At 68.8% G+C, this 20,693-nt stretch carries 19 protein-coding genes; 13 read left to right on the top strand and 6 right to left on the bottom strand.

Going from position 1 to position 20,693, the window contains the following annotated elements; translation table 11 throughout:
• Positions 1 to 93 precede the first annotated feature (93 nt).
• Positions 94 to 864: a DUF4386 domain-containing protein gene (locus EV648_RS33085; RefSeq protein WP_132299041.1), complete on the top strand. Its 771-nt coding sequence runs from the start codon at positions 94 to 96 to the stop codon at positions 862 to 864.
• Here EV648_RS33085 and EV648_RS33080 read toward each other — a convergent pair.
• Positions 832 to 1,518 carry a methyltransferase domain-containing protein gene (locus EV648_RS33080; RefSeq protein ID WP_241995832.1) on the bottom strand — a complete coding sequence of 229 codons (687 nt, stop codon included), beginning with the start codon at positions 1,516 to 1,518 and terminating at the stop codon, positions 832 to 834. The genes EV648_RS33085 and EV648_RS33080 overlap by 33 nt on opposite strands.
• Before the next feature lie 327 nt (positions 1,519 to 1,845).
• Here EV648_RS33080 and EV648_RS33075 point away from each other — a divergent pair, with 327 nt between their 5' ends.
• The 7 genes from EV648_RS33075 (at position 1,846) to EV648_RS33045 (ending at position 6,814) form a co-directional block, all read left to right on the top strand.
• Positions 1,846 to 2,082, top strand: coding sequence for a hypothetical protein (locus EV648_RS33075; protein ID WP_132299039.1), 237 nt, complete (start codon positions 1,846 to 1,848; stop codon positions 2,080 to 2,082).
• Positions 2,083 to 2,210: 128 nt separating this feature from the next.
• Positions 2,211 to 2,654 carry a VOC family protein gene (locus EV648_RS33070; RefSeq protein ID WP_132299038.1) on the top strand — a complete coding sequence of 148 codons (444 nt, stop codon included), beginning with the start codon at positions 2,211 to 2,213 and terminating at the stop codon, positions 2,652 to 2,654.
• 10 nt (positions 2,655 to 2,664) lie between these two features.
• Positions 2,665 to 4,131: an NAD(P)/FAD-dependent oxidoreductase gene (locus EV648_RS33065; RefSeq protein WP_241995831.1), complete on the top strand. Its 1,467-nt coding sequence runs from the start codon at positions 2,665 to 2,667 to the stop codon at positions 4,129 to 4,131.
• A 214-nt stretch (positions 4,132 to 4,345) separates the two neighbouring features.
• On the top strand, positions 4,346 to 5,215 hold the full coding sequence (locus EV648_RS42815; protein WP_158294128.1) for a universal stress protein: 870 nt from the start codon (positions 4,346 to 4,348) through the stop codon (positions 5,213 to 5,215).
• Positions 5,212 to 5,475, top strand: coding sequence for a hypothetical protein (locus EV648_RS33055; RefSeq protein ID WP_132299036.1), 264 nt, complete (start codon positions 5,212 to 5,214; stop codon positions 5,473 to 5,475). The genes EV648_RS42815 and EV648_RS33055 overlap by 4 nt, the downstream gene beginning before the upstream one ends.
• 53 nt (positions 5,476 to 5,528) lie before the next feature.
• On the top strand, positions 5,529 to 6,095 hold the full coding sequence (locus EV648_RS33050) for a hypothetical protein (RefSeq protein WP_132299035.1): 567 nt from the start codon (positions 5,529 to 5,531) through the stop codon (positions 6,093 to 6,095).
• A gap of 158 nt (positions 6,096 to 6,253) precedes the next feature.
• Positions 6,254 to 6,814 carry a hypothetical protein gene (locus tag EV648_RS33045; RefSeq protein WP_132299034.1) on the top strand — a complete coding sequence of 187 codons (561 nt, stop codon included), beginning with the start codon at positions 6,254 to 6,256 and terminating at the stop codon, positions 6,812 to 6,814.
• A 99-nt stretch (positions 6,815 to 6,913) separates the two neighbouring features.
• Here the strand turns inward: EV648_RS33045 and EV648_RS33040 are convergent, their stop codons facing one another.
• Together EV648_RS33040 and EV648_RS33035 are read right to left on the bottom strand one after the other, a co-directional pair.
• On the bottom strand, positions 6,914 to 7,351 hold the full coding sequence (locus EV648_RS33040) for an SRPBCC family protein (RefSeq protein ID WP_132299033.1): 438 nt from the start codon (positions 7,349 to 7,351) through the stop codon (positions 6,914 to 6,916).
• A gap of 93 nt (positions 7,352 to 7,444) precedes the next feature.
• Positions 7,445 to 7,930, bottom strand: coding sequence for a carboxymuconolactone decarboxylase family protein (locus tag EV648_RS33035; RefSeq protein ID WP_132299032.1), 486 nt, complete (start codon positions 7,928 to 7,930; stop codon positions 7,445 to 7,447).
• A 233-nt stretch (positions 7,931 to 8,163) separates the two neighbouring features.
• On the opposite strand from EV648_RS33035, the gene EV648_RS33030 reads away from it, so the two are divergent.
• Positions 8,164 to 9,057, top strand: a complete 894-nt coding sequence (locus EV648_RS33030; protein ID WP_132299031.1) for an RNA polymerase sigma-70 factor — start codon at positions 8,164 to 8,166, stop codon at positions 9,055 to 9,057.
• 10 nt (positions 9,058 to 9,067) lie between these two features.
• On the opposite strand, the gene EV648_RS33025 is transcribed toward EV648_RS33030, so the two are convergent.
• The 3 genes from EV648_RS33025 to EV648_RS33015 form a co-directional block, all read right to left on the bottom strand.
• Positions 9,068 to 10,372, bottom strand: coding sequence for a hypothetical protein (locus EV648_RS33025; RefSeq protein ID WP_132299030.1), 1,305 nt, complete (start codon positions 10,370 to 10,372; stop codon positions 9,068 to 9,070).
• Entirely contained in the window at positions 10,369 to 13,317 is a 2,949-nt protein-coding gene (locus tag EV648_RS33020; RefSeq protein WP_241995830.1) for a DEAD/DEAH box helicase, read from the bottom strand. Before EV648_RS33020 ends, EV648_RS33025 begins: the two co-directional genes overlap by 4 nt.
• A 63-nt stretch (positions 13,318 to 13,380) precedes the next feature.
• Positions 13,381 to 15,261: an ABC transporter ATP-binding protein gene (locus EV648_RS33015; protein ID WP_199234945.1), complete on the bottom strand. Its 1,881-nt coding sequence runs from the start codon at positions 15,259 to 15,261 to the stop codon at positions 13,381 to 13,383.
• 178 nt (positions 15,262 to 15,439) lie between these two features.
• Between EV648_RS33015 and EV648_RS33010 the strand changes: the two genes are divergently transcribed.
• Genes EV648_RS33010 through EV648_RS32995 form a run of 4 tightly spaced genes read left to right on the top strand, consistent with a single transcriptional unit; the run spans position 15,440 to position 20,630 of the window.
• Positions 15,440 to 16,195 (top strand): TetR/AcrR family transcriptional regulator, encoded by a 756-nt coding sequence (locus tag EV648_RS33010; protein WP_132299028.1) that lies wholly within the window; start codon positions 15,440 to 15,442, stop codon positions 16,193 to 16,195.
• A gap of 42 nt (positions 16,196 to 16,237) precedes the next feature.
• Positions 16,238 to 16,840, top strand: coding sequence for a TetR/AcrR family transcriptional regulator (locus EV648_RS33005; protein ID WP_241995829.1), 603 nt, complete (start codon positions 16,238 to 16,240; stop codon positions 16,838 to 16,840).
• Positions 16,840 to 18,573, top strand: coding sequence for an ABC transporter ATP-binding protein (locus tag EV648_RS33000; RefSeq protein WP_132299027.1), 1,734 nt, complete (start codon positions 16,840 to 16,842; stop codon positions 18,571 to 18,573). Before EV648_RS33005 ends, EV648_RS33000 begins: the two co-directional genes overlap by 1 nt.
• Complete coding sequence (locus EV648_RS32995) at positions 18,570 to 20,630, top strand: ABC transporter ATP-binding protein (protein WP_370452757.1); 2,061 nt, start codon at positions 18,570 to 18,572, stop codon at positions 20,628 to 20,630. The genes EV648_RS33000 and EV648_RS32995 overlap by 4 nt, the downstream gene beginning before the upstream one ends.
• Positions 20,631 to 20,693 lie beyond the last annotated feature (63 nt).

The raw sequence follows: 20,693 nt of genomic DNA, 5'->3' as shown, positions 1-20,693 counted from the left end.
TAGTGGTTTCGTACTTAGTACTATACCTTGGCCGTACTAAGTACGAAACCCGGCGCGCGGCTGCGGCCAGCGCGTCCTCTGGAGGGGATCCCGATGACGAACGACACCGTTCCACCGCCGACGCAGCCGACGACTCCTGTCACGCCACCCGCGGAGGGCAGCCGGTCGCTTCGCGGCGCAGCCATCACGGCGGGCGTGGGGATCCTGGTGATGGCCGCGCTGGCGCCGTTCGGCGTCTTCTTCGCCGTCGACGGACTCGTGACCCAGGGGGATGCGGCGCAGACCGCCGCCGACATCACGGCGTCCGAGGGCCTGTTCAGGGCCGGTATCGCCAGCCTTTTCCTGGTGATCGCACTCGACGTGGTGATCGCCTGCGCGCTCTACCGGGTGTTCAGCCCAGTGAACAAGGGCGTCTCGCTGCTGGCGATGGCGTTCAGGCTGGTCTACTCGGGCATCTACCTGGTTGCCGTCGGCCACCTTCTCGCAGTACTCCGGCTACTCGACGGCGACGCTGGTCCCTCGGTGTTCAGCCCGGATCAGGTGCACGCGCAGGTTCTCTCGGAGATCAACGCCTTCAACGACGTCTGGGCCCTGGCGCTGGGACTGTTCGGCCTTCACCTGTTGACGGCCGGCTACCTGGCCTTCCGATCCGGATATGCCCCCAGAGTCCTGGGCGTCCTGCTCGCCATCGCCGGTCTCGGCTACGTCATCGACACCTTCGGGGCCATCGCGGTCCAGGACTCCTGGACCGACGTCTCGTCCTTCACCTTCCTCGGCGAGCTCTTGCTGGCGTTATGGCTGGTGATCCGCGGCCGGCGGGTGAGCGTTCGGTCAGCTCGAGGGCTGCTTGCGGAAGACGAGTAGCTCGGTCCTGCCGCCGCTCAGCGGTTCGAAGTGCTGGCCGAGGAGCGTCAGGCCTCGCTCGGCGAGCAGGTCGATGGTCCAGGCGCGGGGCGTCACCATGTAGATGGCGGCGCTCTCGCTGACCCAGGTCCGCGTCGCCTGCTCGTCCATACAGTCTTCGGTGACGATGTCGAACGCGACGATGCCGCCGGGGCGGACGACTCTCGCCATCTCCTCGAGGTAACCGACGGTCGTCACGAAGGGCACGTAGGTGAACAGTTTGTGCGAATGCACCAGGTCGACGGTCTCCGAGCCGGTGGCCGCCAGCGTATGTCCGTCGGCCGGCCGCGTGACAAGGTTCGGCAGCGACTGGAGGTAGCGGATCCAGTCGGGCGCGGTCTCGTAGATCTCGTAGGCGTCAGGACGCAGCGCGGCGATGACAGGCTCGGCGTACCGTCCCGATCCGGGACCGATCTCGCAGATCCGGCTGACATGATCACCGAAGTCGCACAGCCGCAGCATGGCCTCCACCGCCACTCCGGTCGACCCGGGCTCGGCACTGAAGCGATCGATGTACTCGCCGAGCGGGAGGCCCGCCCGGTTGGCACCCGCGATCGTCCGTCGGGCCGACAGGAACGGCTGGATCGCCGGGTCCGTGCTCCTGCCGTGGGTCACCTGCACCCCGAGTGGTCGCAGTGCTCGGTTGACTCCATTGCGTGCATGTGTCGCCAAAGACATCTCATCGCCCCCATGAGCCCCTCGTGCGATCTGCAGGCAGCAGATCGGCGGTACACGCAAGCCCCCTCGCGCGTACCGCCACCCACAGTACGGCGCACGCAAGGCGTCTGGCGATGTAGTCGCTGTCTGACACTGGCTGTTCGCAATCGGTTCAGCACAACGAAGAAATTTGTTGCTCGCGGCAAGCAGTGAGATACCGGCCGTGTGCGCCCGATGATCGGACAAGTCGGTTGCGGGAGGGCGAGGCTTTCAGAGACTGGACGGATGCGGACAGTGTTCAGGGCTGTGGCTGAGCCGGTCGGGACGCGGACGGCGTACCGGAACGAGGTTGTGGCGGACCGACTGGCCGGTCTCGATATTCGGCTGGACGACCTGCCAGACGCGCGGGATGAGCTCGTGGTGGGGGACGTGGGCCCGCTACAGGTGGTGGTCAGGGCGCCGGAGACGACCCCGAACCGTTCCTCGTACCGGCTGTGCAGGCTCGACCTGGCTGTCCGGTGAGCTGCGCCGGGGGAGAGCGACGTACAGAGGGGGGTGACGTACAGGGATGGCGTCATGTGACGGGCGCGAGGGTGGTCCCGGCGTTCCTACGGTGGCCGTACCACCGAGGGAACAAGGAGAAGCACCTGATGGATCTGAAGCTCGAAGTACTGGTCATCCCGGTCAGCGACGTCGACAAGGCGAAGGCCTTCTACGAGCAGCTCGGCTTCCGCCTGGACGCCGACTACCCGGTCGGCGATAGCTTCCGGGTCGTGCAGGTCACGCCGCCGGGGTCGGAGGCCTCGATCATCTTCGGCAACGGTGTGTCCGCCGGCGAGCCTGGCTCGGCGCAGAGCCTGCACCTCGTCGTCACCGACATCGAAGCGGCCCGCGAGGAGCTGCTGGCCCGCGGCGCGGAGGTCAGCGAGATCTGGCACGACGCCGATGGCGTCTTCCACCACTCCGGCGAGGCGAACCGCGTTTCCGGCCTGCACCCTGAGCGTGCCAGCTACGGTTCTTTCGCGTCCTTCAGCGACCCGGACGGCAACGGCTGGACCATTCAGGAAGTCGTCACCCGGGCCCCTGGTCGCTGACCGGACGAGGATGAGCACTGAGACGAGCGGGAACGAGGAGTCGGGCATGGAGTCGGGTATGGACAGCGAGTACGACGTCATCGTGCTGGGTGCCGGTGCGGTCGGGGAGAACGTCGCCGACCGTGCCGTCCAGGGCGGGCTGACAGCCGTCATCGTGGAGAGCGAACTCGTCGGCGGCGAGTGCTCCTACTGGGCGTGTATGCCGTCCAAGGCCCTCCTCCGCTCCGCCCAGGTACTCCGCGCCGCGCGGGCAGTCCCCGGCGCCGCCGAGGCGGTGACCGGTGAGCTCGACGTCCAGGCCGTGCTCGCCCGGCGCAACTGGTTCACCAGCAACTGGAAGGACGACGGCCAGGTCCAGTGGCTCGACAGCGCCGGTATCTCGCTGGTCCGCGGCCACGGCCGGATCACCGCTGCGAAGGAAGTCACCGTCACCGCCGGGGACGGCAGCGCGACCGTGCTCACCGCACGCCACGCGGTCGTCGTCTCGACCGGTTCGAACGCGTTCGTCCCGGACATCCCGGGCCTGCGGGAGGCGAGTCCGTGGACCAGCCGGGACGCGACGAGCACCCAGTCCGTGCCGGCCAGCCTCGCGATCATCGGCGGTGGCGTCGTCGCCGTCGAGATGGCGACCGCGTTCGCCGGTTTCGGTACGGCGGTCACGGTGATCTCGCGGAGCGGGTTGCTCACGAACTTGGAGCCCTTCGCCGGTCAACGGGTGGCCGAGGCGCTCCGGGCGCAGGGTGCCACGGTCCTGCTCGACACCAAGACGAACCAGGTCACCCGCACCCCGGACGGTGTCGTCCTCGAACTCGTCAACGGAACCACCGTCGAAGCCGAGCAGGTGTTGGTCGCGACCGGCCGTACGCCGCGAACCGGTGACGTCGGCCTGGAAGCGATCGGACTCGAGCCAGGCTCCTGGCTGGAGACCGACGACACCATGCTCGTCCCTGGCTTCGACTGGCTGTACGCGACCGGCGACGTCAACAACCGCGCGCTGCTCACCCACCAGGGCAAGTACCAGGCACGCGCCGCGGGTGACGTCATCGCTGCCCGCGCGAAGGGTGCACCCGTCTCGGACGCTCCGTGGGGCACGCACGTGGCGACCGCCGACCACCAGGCCGTTCCGCAGGTCACGTTCTCCGAGCCAGAGGTCGCGTCGGTCGGCCTCACCTCGGCGGCCGCGCGCGAGGCCGGCTACGACATCCGCGTCGTCGACTACGAGATCGGCCAGGTCTCCGGCGCGAAGGTCCGCGCCGACGGCTACCGCGGTACTGCGCGGATGGTGGTCGACGAGCGGCGCAAGGTCATCCTCGGCGTCACCTTCGTCGGTCCCGACGTCAGCGAGTTGCTCCAGGCCGCCACCTTCGCCGTCGTCGCCGAGATCCCGCTCGACCGCCTCTGGCACGCGGTACCCGCCTATCCGACCGTCAACGAGATCTGGCTCCGCCTCCTCGAGACCTACGGCCGCCCGGCCTGACGCCGGTGGTATCGGAAGCGAGTTGGGGTCTTTCGGCACCCAGGTAGGTGACCACGGCCTCTGCCTGGGAGACGGGTGGCGGGGACACGTTGGGAGGTGGTCCACCCTCGCAGCGGAAGGAACATTCGTGGCCCCAACGACCCAGCGGCCGGATTTCGCCGCAACCACCTGGGAGCGATCTGCCGGCGGGGCGGCAAGGGCTTCCGTTCGACCAGTGATCCACGTCGGCATCGATGGATCCTGGCGTGCAGCGGGCGCGCTCGAGTGGGCGCTGCAGGAGTCCCTGTTGCGGCACGAACCGCTCCGCGCCGTGCACATCATCGAGCAGACGCACCACACCCGGTACTACGAGCCGGCCGAGATCGCGCAGACAGAACTGGACCTGGTCGAGGATGTCCGGCAGCGGATGCGGGACAGCGGGGACGACCTCGACCACCGCGCCGATCTGGTGGCTGGTTCACCGGCTGTGAGTCTGACCCGGCTGGCCTCGGGGAGCCGGATGCTCGTGGTCGGGCGCCGTGGCACCGGGACCTTCAAGCGGCTGCTGCTCGGATCCACCTCGGAGGCGGTCGCGAACCTCGGCGACGCGCCGGTGGTCGTGGTCCCGGCCGGCTGGCCGGCTGCGCCGAGCCGCAGCCCGGTGATCGTCGCTCTGGACGACTCGGGCGAGAACGACCCTGCGATCGAGTTCGCGGTGGAGGCTGCCGTCGAACGCAACGTGCCGCTGCGGCTCGTGAACGTCTGGGACATGCCCGCCGTCTACGGCTGGGACCCCGCCATTGACGCCACCCAGGGAGATGACTGGGCGGACGCTGTGCAGGGTCACTTCGAGCCGCTCGTCGATCGGTGGCGCCGCAAGTACCCCGAGCTCGACATCGACCTCGACGTCCGCCGTGCTCACCCGGTGGACGGTGTGCTGGAAGCGGCTCAGGAGGTCCAGGCCCAGCTCGTCGTACTCGGCGGACGTCATCGTCCCCGGTTGTCCGTCCTGGTACTCGGCTCGGTCGCCCGGGGAGTTCTGCAGCATGCGATCTGCCCGGTCGCGGTTGTCCACCATCCGGAGTCCCAGGAGCAGACCTTGTGACGCGCACGCGGGTCGGGTCGGGAGCGGTGGTCGTCGAGGTCGACGGATCCGCTGAAGGACTGCGAGTGCTCGACTACGCGGGCACGGAGGCGATCCGGGGTGGCGCGGAGTTGGTGCTGGTGGCATCGCGTCCGGTCCACGATCCGCACCTCCCGGCGGACTCGGCACGGCAGCCTTGGCCGCCGGCGGAGCGGTCCGTCGCACGCCGGGTGCTCGGGGTGGCGGACTGCCCGGTCGCGATCGTGCGACGACTCCGATGACGGTCACCAGGGGCCACGTGGGGGTCGCTTGCGGACTGACGGTGGGTGGTGCGGTGTTCACCCGGTTGTACCGGCCGTGGCATCTGCGGTGGGGATCCACGGACTCCGAGGTCGACGCCACGCTGCCGGGGGACGAGATCGTGGACGCGCCCACCTTCGCGGCAACGCGAGCGGTGTCGATCGACGCACGGCCAGCCGATGTGTGGCCGTGGATCGTCCAGCTCGGCTTCAACAGGGCCGGCTGGTACAGCTACGACCTTCTCGACACAGTGGGCCGCAACGGCCCGGTGAAGATCGTGTCGTCGTTGCACCATCTTCGTCTCGGCGACCTGGTGCCCCTCGGGCCTGGTGGGGGAGGCCTGTACGTGACGGGTCTCGTCCCCGGCCGCTGGTTGCTGTGGGGAGACAAGCACGGCTACACGACCTGGCTATGGGCCATCGAGCCCGTGGGCATGTCCTCCAGCAGACTGCTGACGAGGGTTCGTAGCCACTATCGCTGGACCCACCCGGAGATCCTGTTCAGCCTGCTCCTCGCGGAGCCCTTCGACTTCCCGATGATGCGCAAATGCCTCCTCGGCATCAAACACCGCGCCGAGTCCCCCCACCCGCCAACCGGCTGATTCGCGTTCGTCCGGGCGTCCATGGGGGTCTCCGCAGTAGGCGTCGGTCCCGACCGGACAGGGCTTTCGGCACCTTCGCGGGTGACCACAGGCCCTGCTGCCAGGCGGCTGCCGGGCAGCAGTATTCGAGGTGTCCTAGCGAATCTGAAGGAGCGACCATGACCCTCACCCCCAACCGCCACGGCAGCCCGGTCTCCACCGGGACCTCGGCAGCCACCGGCACCGCGCCGAACCTCGGCGTCGCCGCCGGCCGCGCGGTCGCAGTACTACGGATCGCGTACGGATTCACCTTCCTGTGGGCCTTCGTCGACAAGGTCTTCGGACTCGGCTTCGCCACCAAGTCCGGCAAGGGCTGGCTCGACGGCGGCAATCCCACCGCCGGATTCCTCAAGGGGGCCGAAGGCCCGTTCGCCGGGTTCTACCACTCACTGGCAGGTGACTTCTGGGTCTCGCCGCTGTTCATGATCGGCCTGGCCGGGATCGGTCTCGCCCTGATCCTCGGTGTCGCGGTGCGGCTCACGGCCGTCGCGGGAACCGTTCTGTACCTGATGATGTGGAGCGCCGCTCTGCCGCCGACGACCAACCCGCTGATCGACGACCACATCATCGGCGCCATCACCCTGGTGGCTCTCGCCCTGCTCGCCGCCGGCCGCACCTGGGGCCTGGCGGACCGCTGGAACAACCTCGACATCGTCCGCCGCTACCCGTGGCTGCGATAACAGCAGCGACCCACCCACAGCAGTAAGCACCGACAGCGGCCGGACATCCGGCCGCTGTCGGTGGTTTCGACCGAGTTGGTCTCAGGCTCGGGCGGGAAATCAGTGGTGACGGCCCTCGGCCAGCAGGGCCAGGCGACGGAGGGTCTCGTCGTTGCGGGCGTGCAGGATCGGGTCGGCGACCGCCTCGGGGATGAGGGCGGCCGGGCCGTTGAGGGCCTTCTCCCGCATCACCAGGTGACATTGGCCGGCCCGATCCGTCGCCTCGAACTCCACCTGCCCTTCGCCGGTCGGCCAGGCGCGCACCTTCAGCCGAAGGAACCGCAGCGGTTCGTACTCCTGCACGGTCGTCGTGTCGTTGAGCAGCAGCGGCCAGGCGCCTACCGAGTGGTGAATGCTCCGCCCAGCCTCCGGCCACCCCGCCTCCACGTCCCGGATCCGCGAGGCGCCGACCACCCACGCCGCATAGCTCCACCCATCACTCAGTACCGCGAACACGTCCGCCGCCGAGGCCCGCACCAAACGCTCGTTCTCGCTCATCCCCACCCAGTACCCACTCCCCACGCACCGTCGACGCCCGGCGCCGGCTCCGGATCGGGGTGATCCTGGGCCGGGCCGCGAGTCGGCGGTCCGTCAGCCTGTCAGGGCGGCGAACATGCCGGGCTCGTAGGAACCCGCCGGGTTGCGGACGATCACGTTCATCCGGTTGGCGGCGTTGATCAGGGCGATCAGGCCGACCAGCGCGGCGATCTGGTCGTCGTCGTAGTGCTTGCGCACCTGGGCCCAGGTCTCGTCGGACACGCCCTGGTGGGTGTCGGCGAGCCGGGTGGCCTCCTCGGCGAGCGCCAGCGCTGCCCGCTCCGCATCGGTGAACACAGTCGCCTCACGCCAGGCCGCGACCATGTTGACCCGGACCGGGGGTTCACCGGCGGCCGCGGCCTCCTTGGTGTGCATGTCGACGCAGAAGCCGCAGCCGTTGATCTGGCTGGCGCGCAGACTCACCAGTTCCTGGGTGGCCTTGGGCAGCGTGGATTGAGCGATCACCAGGCTGGCGTTGGCGAACCGCTTGCCGAACTTGGCGGCGAGCTCGTTGTCCATCAGGTTGAACCGAGCGCTCATGACTTCGTCCTCACTCGTGGTGTTGTGCAATGGCACTGAACGAACACGAGATGCCGGCGACCCGGTCCTTGTGACACCGCGGGCCACGTGACGTGGGCCACAAACACGTGTCTGTCCCGGTGTGTCACAAAACGGCCGTGACCGGTGTCTGATGGGTGCCACAGTCGAGACTGAAGAGGAGCCACCCCTTGCCGGCACGTCGCAGACCGCGCCCGAAGGATCGCGGGGGAAACATGAGCGAGGACGACCGCCCGGACCCCGCGACCGAGGCGTTCCTTGCCCACCGCAACCTGCTCTTCACCGTCGCCTACGAGATGCTCGGCTCCGCCGTCGACGCGGAGGACGTCCTCCAGGAGACCTGGCTGCGGTGGGCCGGGGTCGATCTCGGCACCGTGCAGGCTCAGCGTGCCTACCTGGTCCGGATCACCACCCGCCAGGCGCTGCTCCGGCTGCGAACGCTCGGCCGCCGCAAGGAGTCGTACGTCGGCCCCTGGTTGCCCGAGCCGCTGCTCACCACGCCCGACGTGGCCGAGGACGTCGAGCTGGCCGACAGCGTCTCGATGGCGATGCTGCTCGTGCTGGAGACACTCGCGCCGACCGAGCGGGCGGTCTTCGTTCTGCGCGAGGTGTTCGCGCTGGCCTACGACGAGATCGCGGAAGCCGTCGACAAGAGCCCGGCCGCGGTCCGCCAGATCGCACACCGAGCCCGGGCACACGTAGCGGAGCGCCGACCCCGCGGAGCCGTCTCCGCGGCCGAGACCCGAGAAGCGCTCGCGGCGTTCCAGTGGGCGCTCGAGACGGGTGACATGCAACGCCTGTTCGACATCCTCGCGCCGGATGTCGTGCTCCTGGGCGATGGTGGCGGACTCGTTCAGGCCGCCGTGTCGCCTATCGTGGGAGCCGACAAGGTGGCCCGCGTGATGGCCGTCGGGCTGCCGCGGATGGCCGAGGCGTCACTACAGCTCGCCCAGGTCAACGGCTACCCCGCGCTGATCCTCCGGCTCAACGGCGAGATCGACACGGTCACAGCGCTGCGCATCGACGACGGCCTGATCACCGGGCTCTACGCCGTGCGCAATCCCGAGAAGCTGTCGCACATGGAGAAGGAGACCTCCCTGCGCCGCTGAGCGCGTCCTGTCAGTTGTCCCTCGCGTGCTCGGAGGCGTCTTCAGCAGGCGGTTCCGGTACTGCGAGGGCAGCGGTCGGGTCCCGGTCCGCAGGAGCCGCCGGAGTCCAGGTGTTGTCGACCAGGCGGTACGGGTGCCAGCGGCCGATCCGATCCAGGCGCACCTGGCAGACGACGGCACCCGAGGTCGTCAGCCGATTGTGCTCGGTGGTGATCTCGAGTACCTCGTCCGCGGCCGCCTGAAGCTCGGTACGGGCCCTCGCCAGATCGCCTGGATCCGGGTCCCACGAGTGTTCGAGCACGTCGAGCCCCGGCGCTCCGCCGTACGACCACGCCTGTACGCCGCGCGCGAGGTCGACGGTCTTCCCAGTAGCCGCGGCTAGGCGGTTGGCCAGCAGGGGATAGTCCGCGGCGAGACGAACGGCGTCCTGCCACTCATCGAGCACCCACGGATCAGGAGCACCCGACAGCAACGCACTGAGCTGAGCCCGAGCTCGGCGAGCCGCGTCGAGCACCAGCAGTGGCAGGAGCGTCGACTGCAGCCCAGGCACCGGCTCTGTCCCGCTGACGACCAGGTCATCCAGCGCGACCTTCCCCGGAACCACCGGCACCTCGGGCAACACACCAGGCACGTGCTCGAACACCGCAGCAGCCAACACCCCCGTACCGCGGGATCCCGACCCGCTGAGGCCGGAGCCGCTGGCGGTCGACGCCACGCCGCCCACCGAGGCTGATCCGCTGCTCGCACCAGCGCGGTGCTGGAGGTCCTCGAGCAGGGCGTCGCGCGACCGGCCGCGGATCAGCAGGAGGACGAACGGGTCTTCGTCCAGAAGCCAGCCGGTCTGGTAGCTGAGGCCGGCTGCGTGTTGGCAGGGGAGTTCCCAGCTGTCGCAGGTGCACGATGGATCGAGGTCCCCGATGCCCGGCAGCAGCGGCACTCCGGCATCGGCGGCCGCCTCCACCAGGTCATGCGGCATCTCGCCGTCGAGAAGCGCCGCGATGTGACCGGCGCGGGCGGCAACCTGGTCGAGGAACAGCCGCCAGTCGTCGTCGCTCAGCTGATCGACGAGCACCACCGCGTCATACGTGTCGTCCGGCGAGTAGACCGTCGCGGCGATCCGCCCCGGGCTGATGGTGATGGTGCCGACCTGCCCCGAGTTCGCGGTACGGCGGCCCTTCCGCAGCTGGTCGGAATCGAGCGCGGTGTCCTCGAGCGCCTGCACCCACGCGCGTCCCCACCACGACGTCCCGCACGTACTGCGGCGCCCGGCCGACGCGGGGAACGCCGGGAACCCGCGGGCCTCCTCGCCACTCATCGGGCACCTCGCAGCTCGACGAGATCGGTCAGCTCGCTGTCGGTGAGTTCGGTGAGGGCGGCTTCGCCCGCGGTGAGGACGGCGTCGGACAGTTCGCGCTTGCTGCTGAGCATCGCGGCGATCCGGTCCTCGATGGTGCCCTCGGCAATCAATCGGTGCACCTGCACCGGCCGGGTCTGGCCGATCCGGTACGCCCGGTCCGTCGCCTGGTCCTCGACGGCCGGGTTCCACCAGCGGTCGTAGTGCACGACGTGGTCCGCGCGGGTCAGGTTGAGCCCGGTCCCGGCCGCCTTCAGCGAGAGCAGGAACACCGGAACCTCCCCGGCCTGGAACCGCTCGACCATCTCCTCCCGCTTGCGGACCGGCGTCCCGCCGTGCAGCAACTGGGTACCGATGCCGCGGTCGGCCAGATGCCGCTCGAGCAGCCGCGCCATCGCGACGTACTGCGTGAAGACGAGCACCGCCCCGTCCTCGGCGACGATCGTGGCGAGCAGTTCGTCGAGGAGTTCGAGCTTGCCGGATCGCCCGGCGAGGCGCGCGCCGTCGGGCTCCTTGAGGTACTGCACGGGGTGGTTGCAGATCTGCTTCAGCCCGGTCAGCAGTTTCACGATCAGCCCTCGGCGCGCCATCTGGTCGCTCGCCGCCACGGCGTCGAGCAGTTCCCGGACGGTCGCCTCGTAGAGCACGGCCTGCTCGCGGGTGAGTGACACCGCCTGGTCCGTCTCCGTCTTGGGCGGAAGCTCCGGCGCGATGCCCGGGTCGGACTTCTTGCGACGCAGCAGGAACGGCCGGACCAGCTTCGCGAGCCGTTCGGCGACCTCCTCGTCCTTGTCCGCCTCGATCGGCGTGGCCCAGCGGCTGCGGAACGTCCCGAGCCGCCCGAGCAGCCCCGGCGTCGTCCAGTCGAGGATCGCCCAGAGCTCGGACAGGTTGTTCTCGACGGGGGTGCCGGTCAACGCGACCCGCGCCTGCGCCGGCACCGCACGAAGCGCCTTCGCCGTGCCGGACGTCGGGTTCTTCACGTGCTGCGCCTCATCGGCGACCAGCAGCGCCCAACGGTGATCGGCAAGCCTGGCCGCGTCCCTCCGCAGAGTCCCGTACGTCGTGAGGACGAACCCGGTGTCGGCCCCGTCGAGGGAGCGCCCGGAACCGTGGAACCGGCGCACCGCAGTACCGGGCGCGAACCGCCGGACTTCGCGCTCCCAGTTCCCCAGTAGGGAAGCGGGACAGACGACCAAGGTCGGTCCGGAGGTCTGGGCAGACTGCTGGCGATGAAGGTGCAACGAGATGAGCGTGATCGTCTTGCCGAGACCCATGTCGTCGGCGAGGCAACCGCCGAGCCCGAGCGAGGTCATCCGGACCAGCCACTGGAGACCGCGCAACTGGTAGTCGCGCAAGGTACCCTGCAAGGCGGCAGGTGCCTCGACCAGCTCGTCCGAACGGTCCGGGTCCGCGATCTTCGAGCGGAGATCGTCGAGCCAGCGGGTCGGCGTGACCGTGATCTGCCGGCCGTCGAGCTCGGCCGTGCCGGTGAGCGCGGCGCTCAGGGCGTCGATCGCCGTCACCGGTTTGAGCACCCGCTCGCGGGCCTTGCAGGCCAGGTCCGGATCGATCAGCATCCACTGGTCCCGCAGCCGAACCACCGGTCTGGTCGCCTCGGCCAGCTTGTCCATCTCGGCCTCGGTCAGCGGGTCATTGCCCAGGGCAACCTGCCAGCTGAAGTCCAGGGTCGCACCGCCGCCGAAGAACTTCGGCATGTCCGAAGGCGGTCCGTCGGCGGAGGTGATCGCGGCCCGCGCGGTCAGTTCGCGGCCGAGGCTACGCGGCCAGTGCAAGTCGACACCGGCAGCAGTCAACCGTTGCGCGCCGGTCACCAGCAGCCCGGCAACCTCCTCGTCAGACAGCTCCATCCCATCCGGTACTGCGGAGTCGAGCAGGCGGGCCAACGGCGCCCAGACCCGGGCAGCACGACGGATCGCCAGAGTCGCGTCGATGCGCGCCCTCGGACCGAAGCCGCTGACATCCTCCGCCCAGACATCGGCGGCATCTCGCACCAGGGTCGGGTCGTTCAGGCTGTGCAACTGCACGACAACGCGGAACCCGAGCGACTCGGCCACCTCGAACGACTCGACCCGCAGCGAGATCCGTACGCCGGTGTCGAGCCCGGCCGATACCTCGTCGGCCCACGACCGCAACCGCGATGCTTGCTGAGGTGCCTTCGCCGTGAACAGAGGAGTCCCGTGAGCCTTGGCAGCCGCCGGCGACCGAGGCATCCCGTCAGCCACCGCATCCAGAAACCCCCGCACCAACTCCTCACCCACCGGCAACCACACGCTGTCGGTCGAAGCTGCCGAGGCGTTGGTTGGTGGGTGGGGGAGAGGTAAGGCTCGGGCATCTGGGGGGATGGATTCGGCGAGGGTGAGGATTCGCTCGATGTCCGAGGTGTCCAGCGGGCCGACTCGCCAGGCGTCGTGGCCAGCGGGGGAGACGCCGGGAAGCAGCCGGCCGCGGGCCACCAACTGGAGGGCTCTCAGGGAGGCTGCGCCCCAGAAGGCTGCGGCGGGGTGGGACTGCGGGGCTGTCCGGGCTCGGCCGAGAATCGGGACAGCTTCATCGACGGGCAGCTCGATCATCCGGACCGACTGGAGCTCCACGCCGTCGGGGCCGTTGACGACCAGGTCGCGGGATGTCTGCTCGCCGACCCCGAGTGGCAGCTCACCCCCAGTTGGATCCCAGAAGGCCATCCGGCCATCCCGCGGAGGATCCGCTGGAACGAACACCGCTGCCAAACCGGCCAGCGCCCCCGTGTGCACCGTCGCTACCAACTCCACACCCTCCGTGAATCCACCTTGGTTGTACGACCCCGAGACCTGCTCGAACGACTCCGAGACCTGCTCCACCGCCCCCGGGATCCGCACGAGCGGCCCGCGAACTGCTCTGATCACCTCGGCCTGCGTTCCCCAATCCCTTCACCGCAAATGTCAGCCACTACTACTTACACGTGCGGATCAAGGCGCCCCGACCGCGACCTCGCCCTTGTCCTTCTGCTCGAACTGGGTGCGGTGGAGCTCCTCGTAGCGACCCGCGGCGGCGAGGAGTTCGGTGTGGGTGCCCTGCTCGACGATGCGGCCGTCCTCGATCACGAGGATCTGGTCGGCGGCGCGGATCGTGGAGAGCCGGTGCGCGATCACCACGGCCGTCCGCCCCGCCAGCGCCTCACCCAGAGCAGCTTGCACTGCCGCCTCCGACGTCGAGTCCAGCGCGGCGGTCGCCTCGTCCAGGATCACCACGCGCGGCTGAGCCAGCAGCAGCCGCGCGATCGTCAGCCGCTGCCGCTCACCACCCGACAGGCGGTACCCGCGCTCACCCACGACCGTCTCCAGTTGATCGGGCAACGACCGGATCAGGTCACCCAGCCGCGCCCGGGTGAGCGCTTCCCACAGATCCTGCTCACTGGCCTCCGGCCTCGCGAGCAGCAGGTTCTCGCGAATCGAATCGTGGAAGAGATGTCCGTCCTGAGTGACCATGCCGAGCGTCGCCCGCAGCGACTCCGCCGACAGGTCCCGCACATCGACCCCGGCGAGCCGCACCGCGCCCGAGTCGACGTCGTACAGGCGGGGGATCAACTGCGCGATGGTCGACTTCCCGGCCCCGGACGAACCGACGAGGGCGACCATCTGCCCGGCCTCCGCACGGAACGAGACGTCATGCAGCACCTCGACCCCGCCACGGGTGTCGAGCTTCGCGACCTCTTCCAGCGATGCCAGCGACACCTTGTCCGCCGACGGGTAGGCGAACCGGACGTTCGAGAACTCGACCGACACCGGACCGGCCGGCACCGTCTCCGCGTCCGGCTTGTCCTTGATCAGCGGTTCCAGATCGAGCACCTCGAAGACGCGCTCGAAGCTGACCAGCGCGGTCATCACCTCGAGCCGCGCGCTCGCCAGCGCGGTCAGGGGGGAGTAGAGCCGGGTCAGCAGCAGCGCCATCGACACCACGGCACCCGCGTCCAGCTGGTCGCGCAGCGCGTAGAAACCACCGAGGCCGTAGACAACGGCGAGCGCCAGCGCCGAGACCAGGGTCAGCGAGGTGACGAAGACCCACTGCACCATCGCGGTCCGCACGCCGATGTCGCGCACCCGGCGAGCCCGTACAGCGAACTCGCTCGACTCGCGCGCGGGCCGTCCGAACAGCTTCACCAGCGTCGCGCCCGGCGCCGAGAACCTCTCGGTCATCTGCGTGCTCATGGTGGCGTTGTAGTCGGCGGCCTCGCGCTGCAGGCCGGCCAGCCGGTTGCCGATCCGCCGCGCCGGGATCACGAACACCGGCAGCAGGACCAGCGCCAGCAAGGTGATCTGCCAGGACACGCCCAGCATCACGACGAGAGTCAGCACCAGCATGACCAGGTTGCTGACGACGCCGGACAACGTGTCGCTGAAGGCCCGCTGGGCGCCGATCACGTCGTTGTTCAGCCGGGAGACCAGCGCGCCGGTCCGGGTCCGGGTGAAGAAGGCGATCGGCATCTTCTGGATGTGGTCGAACACGGCCGTGCGCAGATCGAGGATGAGACCTTCACCGATGCTGGACGACAGCCAGCGAGTGATCAGGCCCAGCCCCGCTTCCGCCACCGCGATCAGGGCGATCAGGATCGCCAGCCGGAACACCAGGCTGAAGTCGTCACCCGCGACGATCGCGTTCACCACCTGGCCGGCCAGCACCGGCGTGGCCACCGCCAGAGCGGCGCCGACGACGCTGAGCACCAGGAACGCGATCAGGTAGCGCTTGTGCGGCCGGGCGAAGGCGAGGATGCGTTTCAGCGCCGCGCGGGAGAACGGACGCTTCTCGTCCTGGGCGTGCATCGCGTGGTACATCGACGTCCACGCGGTCATTTCCATACTCACGGCGACACTCCAGCTAGGTTGGCCAACGTAGAGCGATGGTCCCGCGGACCACCGACACTTTCCGAACGTAGAACCTCAACGTTGCTAGAGGTCAAGCTCACGCCTTTACTGAGTACGCTGTACGGGGTAAGCCGTCGAGTGTAGCCAATCCGGGAGAGTCGCGCACATGAATCAGGAGTACAGCGGCAGCGGTGACCCCGCCAAGAGCCTGGAGCTGCTCTGGGGACTGCAGTCCCGCCCCACCCGCGGACCGAAACCGGCGCTCACCGTCGACGCGATCGTCGAGGCGGCGCTGAAGATCGCCGACGCCAAAGGACTCGCGGCGATGTCGATGCGCCGGGTCGCCGACGAGCTGGGGGTCGGCGCGATGACCCTGTACCGGTACGTCCCCGGTAAGGGCGAACTGATCGACGTCATGCTCGACACCGTGTACGGCGAACTGCCCCGGCGCGAGGTGGACGGCGACTGGCGGGCCAAGCTGGACGAGGTCGCCCGGGAGAACCGCCGGCTCTACCTGAACCACCCGTGGCTCCTTCACGTCGCCACCAGCCGGCCGCCGCTCGGCCCGAACCTGATGGCGAAGTACGAGTACGAGCTCAGGTCGATCGAGGGGATCGGCCTGACCGATGTGGAGATGGACGCCGCCATCGCCCTGGTGAACGGCTACGTCCACGGCGCGGTGCGCAGCGCGGTAGAGGCCGCCCAGGTGATCCAGCGGTCCGGGATCACCGACAAGCAGTGGTGGCTGGCGCACGAGCCGCTGCTGGAGAAGATCGGCGACGCCGCGAAGTTCCCGCTCGCCTCCCGGGTCGGGTCCACCGTCGGCCAGGAGTTCGACGCGCCGTACGACTCCGAGCACAGCTTCGAGTTCGGCCTCGCCCGGGTGCTCGACGGAATCGCCGCGCTGCTGCGGAGCCGATGAATGCAGTTGTGAGTGAGTACTCACTCAGTTAACCTCGATCAAGTGAGCCCACGAGCGACACCTCTGCCACCCGACGAACGGCGCGCCGCGCTGGTCGCCGCGACGCTGCCGTTGCTGGAGCAGTACGGCCGGGACGTGAGCACCCGGCAGATCGCCGAGGCGGCGGGGGTGGCCGAAGGCACGATCTTCCGCGCTTTCGGCAACAAGGAGGCCCTGATCGATGCCGCGATCAGGACCGCGTTCGAGCCCAGCCCGCTGATCAAGGAGCTCGAGTCGATCGACACCACCCTGCCGCTGCGGGAGCGGCTGATCGCCGCCATCGACGTGAGCCAGGTCCGGTTGGCCCGGGTCTTCAAGCTCTTCATCGCGCTGCGGATGCAGCGTCCGCCGGTCTGGAAGTCCGATCCGGAGGAGGAGGCTCGCCGCAAGGCCGACGAGCAGCGCAGTATCGAGGCCTTCGTCGCCCTGATCCGGCCCGACGAGCACCTGCTGCGCCACTCGGCGGACGAGGTCGCCCGCCGGCTGCGGCTGATCACCTTCTCCGCCACCCACCCATTGATCTCGGACGGTCGGCCGCTGACCGCCGAGGAGATCGTCGACTTCGCGCTCGACGGTGTCCGCAAACACGAACCTGGGGACCACTGATGCTTCTTCGCCTGTTGCGTACGCACCTGCGTCCGTACGCCGGCAACCTGTCCATGGTCGTCGTCCTGCAACTGATCGGGACGATCGCCTCCCTCTACCTGCCCAGCCTGAACGCGGACATCATCGACAACGGGGTGGCCCAGGGCGACACCGCCTACATCGTCCGCACCGGTGGCTGGATGCTCGGCGTCAGCCTGGTGCAGATCGTCTGCACCATCGCCGCGGTGTACTTCGGCGCCAAGACCGCGGCTCTGTTCGGCCGGGACGTCCGGGCCGCGGTGTTCCACCGGGTCGGCGAGTTCTCCGCTCGTGAGGTCAACCAGTTCGGCGCGCCGACGCTGATCTCGCGCAGCACCAACGACGTGACCCAGGTCCAGATGCTGGTGGTGACGACCTGCACGATGCTCGTCGCCGCCCCGATCACCATGGTCGGCGGCATCTTCATGGCGGTCCGCGAGGACGTCGGGCTGTCCTGGCTGGTGGCGGTCGCCGTACCGTTGCTGGCGGCATCGATCGGCCTGATCGCCAGCCGGATGGTGCCGCAGTTCCGCAAGATGCAGGTGAACATCGACTCGGTCAACCGGGTACTGCGCGAGCAGATCACCGGCATCCGGGTGGTCCGGGCCTTCGTCCGCGAGCCGCACGAGGTGGAGCGGTTCGCCGAGGCGAACACCAACGTCACCGACACCGCGATCCGGGCCGGCCGGCTGATGGCGCTGGTGTTCCCGGTGGTGATGCTGATCCTGAACATGTCCACCGTGGCGGTGCTCTGGTTCGGCGCCTCCCGGGTGGAGAGCGGGGCGATGGAGGTCGGCGCGCTGACCGCCTTCATCAGCTATCTGATCCAGATCCTGTTCTCGGTGATGATGGCGACCTTCGTGATGATCATGGTGCCGCGGGCCACGGTCTGCGCGGACCGGATCACCGAGGTGCTGGGCACCGAGTCCTCGGTGCGTCCGCCGGTCACCCCGATCAAGGACTTCGTCGGCCGCGGCGAACTCGTCTTCGAGCACGCCGGCTTCCAGTACCCCGGTGCCGCCGAGCCCGTACTCCGGGACATCAGCTTCACCGCGTCCCCAGGCAAGACGACCGCGATCATCGGCAGCACCGGCGCGGGTAAGACCACGCTGCTGTCGCTGGTGCCGAGGTTGTTCGACGCCACCGAGGGCCGGGTGCTGGTGGACGGCATCGACGTCCGCGACATCGAGCCGGACGCCCTGTGGGAGCGGATCGGCCTGGTCCCGCAGCGGCCGTACCTGTTCTCCGGGACGGTCGCGAGCAACCTGCGCTACGGCAACCCCGACGCCACCGACGAGGAGTTGTGGGAGGCGCTGGAGATCGCGCAGGGCCGCGACTTCGTCCAGGGGATGGCCGAGGGGCTGAACGCGCCGATCTCGCAGGGCGGCACGAACGTGTCGGGTGGTCAGCGGCAGCGGCTGGCGATCGCCCGGGCGCTGGTGCGCAAGCCCGAGATCTACCTGTTCGACGACTCGTTCTCGGCGCTCGACCTGTCCACCGACGCCAGACTGCGGGCCGCGCTCGCTCCGGTGACGGCCGACGCGTGTGTGGTGATCGTGGCGCAGCGGGTGTCGACGATCATCGACGCCGACCAGATCGTGGTGGTCGAGGACGGAGCGATCGTCGGCAACGGCACCCATGACGAACTACTCGAGACCTGTCCGACGTACGTCGAGATCGTCGAGTCCCAGCGGTCCGCGGAGGAAGCAGCATGAGCGACGAGAAGCAGACGCCGCCCGCCGCGGCCTCGGTCAACGGCCAGCCCGCCGCGCCCGCCGAAGGCGGTGAGGGAGCGGCGACGGTGAAGGCCACCGAGCGGCCGACGACCGGGCGTGCGTTCGGCCCGCCTGGCGGCATTCCCGGCGACAAGTCGATGAACTTCGGGCCGTCGGCGAAGCGACTGCTGCGCCGGTTGCGGCCGCACCGGGTGCACGTCGGCGCGGTGATCCTGCTGGCGATCGGCAGCGTCTCGCTGGCGGTGCTCGGCCCGAAGATCCTCGGCCGCGCCACCGACATCATCTTCGCCGGCGCCATCGGCAAGCGGCTGCCGAGCGGGGTGAGCAAGGAGCAGGTGATCGAGCAGACCCGCGCGGCCGGCAACGGCCGGCTCGCCGACCTGCTCGGCGGGATCGACCTGATCCCGGGTGTCGGCATCGATTTCGATGCTCTGCGCAACGTCCTGATGCTGGTGCTGGCCCTCTACGTGGGGTCGTTCTTCCTGTCCTGGATGCAGGGTTACATCCTCAACGGCGTCGTCCAGCGGACCGTCTACGAGCTGCGCTCCGAGGTCGAGGACAAGCTGAACCGGCTCCCGCTGAGCTACTTCGACGGCGCGCCGCGCGGTGAGCTGCTCAGCCGGGTCACCAACGACATCGACAACATCTCGACCAGCCTGCAGCAGACGCTCAGCCAGTTGCTGACCTCCCTGCTGACGGTGATCGGCGTGGTCACCATGATGTTCGTGGTCTCGCCGCTGCTGGCGCTGATCGCGCTCGTCACCATCCCGATCTCGATGGTGCTGACGGCGGCGATCGCCAAGCGCTCGCAGACCCGGTTCGTCGCCCAGTGGCGGCACACCGGCGCGCTGAACGGCCAGATCGAGGAGGCCTTCACCGGCCACGAGCTGGTCAAGGTGTTCGGCCGGCAGAAGGAGATCGAGGAGAGCTTCGCGAAGAAGAACGAGGAGCTCTACCAGGCCTCCTTCGGCGCGCAGTTCATCTCCGGCCTGATCATGCCGTCGATGATGTTCATCGGGAACCTGAACTACGTGGTGATCGCGGTGATCGGCGGTCTGCGGGTCGCCTCCGGCACGATGTCGCTGGGTGACGTGCAGGCCTTCATCCAATACTCCCGCCAGTTCACCCAGCCGCTCACCCAGGTGGCGTCGATGGCGAACCTGTTGCAGTCCGGGGTCGCATCGGCCGAGCGGGTGTTCGAGGTACTGGACGCGACCGAGCAGGTGCCGGACGACGCGACGCCGGCGAAGGTGCTGGAGTCGCGCGGCCGGGTGGAGTTCGAGCACGTGTCGTTCTCCTACACCGAGGACAAGCCGCTGATCACCGACCTGAGCCTGGTCGCCGAACCAGGTCAGACGGTCGCGATCGTCGGCCCGACCGGAGCCGGCAAGACCACCCTGGTCAACCTGATCATGCGGTTCTACGAGCTGAAGGGCGGCCGGATCACGCTCGACGGCGTGGACATCACCGAGCTGACCCGGCACGACCTGCGCGCCCGGATCGGCATGGTGCTGCAGGACACCTGGCTGTTCGGCGGCACGATCCGCGACAACCTCATGTACGGGAACCTGAAGGCGACCGAGGACGACATGCTCGCGGCGGCGAAGGCGACGTACGTGGACCGGTTCGTGCACAGCCTGCCGGACGGGTACGACACGGTGATCGACGAGGAGGGCAGCAACGTCAGCGCCGGTGAGAAGCAGTTGCTCACCATCGCCCGGGCGTTCCTGGCCGATCCGCAGCTGCTGATCCTCGACGAGGCGACCAGCTCCGTCGACACCCGGACCGAGGTCCTGGTGCAGCGGGCGATGGCGGCGCTGCGGTCGGACCGGACCAGCTTCGTGATCGCGCACCGGCTGTCCACCATCCGCGACGCGGACCTGATCCTGGTGATGGAGAACGGCTCGATCGTGGAGCAGGGCAACCACCAGCAGTTGCTGGCCGTCGACGGCGCCTACGCGCGTCTCTACAACGCCCAGTTCAGCGGCGCCCTCACCGACGTCGACGAGGAGGAAGGCGTCACGGCCCCGGCCTGACCCGACGGAGAGGGGGCGCCACCAGACCTGGTGGCGCCCCCTCTTTCATCCCCTGTACTCCGA

The sequence above is a fragment of the Kribbella sp. VKM Ac-2568 genome (assembly GCF_004345365.1).
GTDB lineage: Bacteria > Actinomycetota > Actinomycetes > Propionibacteriales > Kribbellaceae > Kribbella > Kribbella orskensis.
Note: the sequence above shows the minus strand (reverse complement) of the source record. Positions and strands in the feature narration are given on the sequence as shown.

What these genes read in the sequence shown, in the direction of transcription:
- EV648_RS33085 (WP_132299041.1), top strand. Translation starts at nt 94, where the DNA reads ATGACGAACGACACCGTTCCACCGCCGACGCAGCCGACGACTCCTGTC.
- EV648_RS33075 (WP_132299039.1), top strand. Translation starts at nt 1,846, where the DNA reads ATGCGGACAGTGTTCAGGGCTGTGGCTGAGCCGGTCGGGACGCGGACG.
- EV648_RS33070 (WP_132299038.1), top strand. Translation starts at nt 2,211, where the DNA reads ATGGATCTGAAGCTCGAAGTACTGGTCATCCCGGTCAGCGACGTCGAC.
- EV648_RS33065 (WP_241995831.1), top strand. Translation starts at nt 2,665, where the DNA reads ATGAGCACTGAGACGAGCGGGAACGAGGAGTCGGGCATGGAGTCGGGT.
- EV648_RS33045 (WP_132299034.1), top strand. Translation starts at nt 6,254, where the DNA reads ATGACCCTCACCCCCAACCGCCACGGCAGCCCGGTCTCCACCGGGACC.
- EV648_RS33040 (WP_132299033.1), bottom strand. Translation starts at nt 7,351, where the DNA reads ATGAGCGAGAACGAGCGTTTGGTGCGGGCCTCGGCGGCGGACGTGTTC.
- EV648_RS33035 (WP_132299032.1), bottom strand. Translation starts at nt 7,930, where the DNA reads ATGAGCGCTCGGTTCAACCTGATGGACAACGAGCTCGCCGCCAAGTTC.
- EV648_RS33030 (WP_132299031.1), top strand. Translation starts at nt 8,164, where the DNA reads ATGAGCGAGGACGACCGCCCGGACCCCGCGACCGAGGCGTTCCTTGCC.
- EV648_RS33025 (WP_132299030.1), bottom strand. Translation starts at nt 10,372, where the DNA reads ATGAGTGGCGAGGAGGCCCGCGGGTTCCCGGCGTTCCCCGCGTCGGCC.
- EV648_RS33015 (WP_199234945.1), bottom strand. Translation starts at nt 15,261, where the DNA reads ATGACCGCGTGGACGTCGATGTACCACGCGATGCACGCCCAGGACGAG.
- EV648_RS33010 (WP_132299028.1), top strand. Translation starts at nt 15,440, where the DNA reads ATGAATCAGGAGTACAGCGGCAGCGGTGACCCCGCCAAGAGCCTGGAG.
- EV648_RS33000 (WP_132299027.1), top strand. Translation starts at nt 16,840, where the DNA reads ATGCTTCTTCGCCTGTTGCGTACGCACCTGCGTCCGTACGCCGGCAAC.
- EV648_RS32995 (WP_370452757.1), top strand. Translation starts at nt 18,570, where the DNA reads ATGAGCGACGAGAAGCAGACGCCGCCCGCCGCGGCCTCGGTCAACGGC.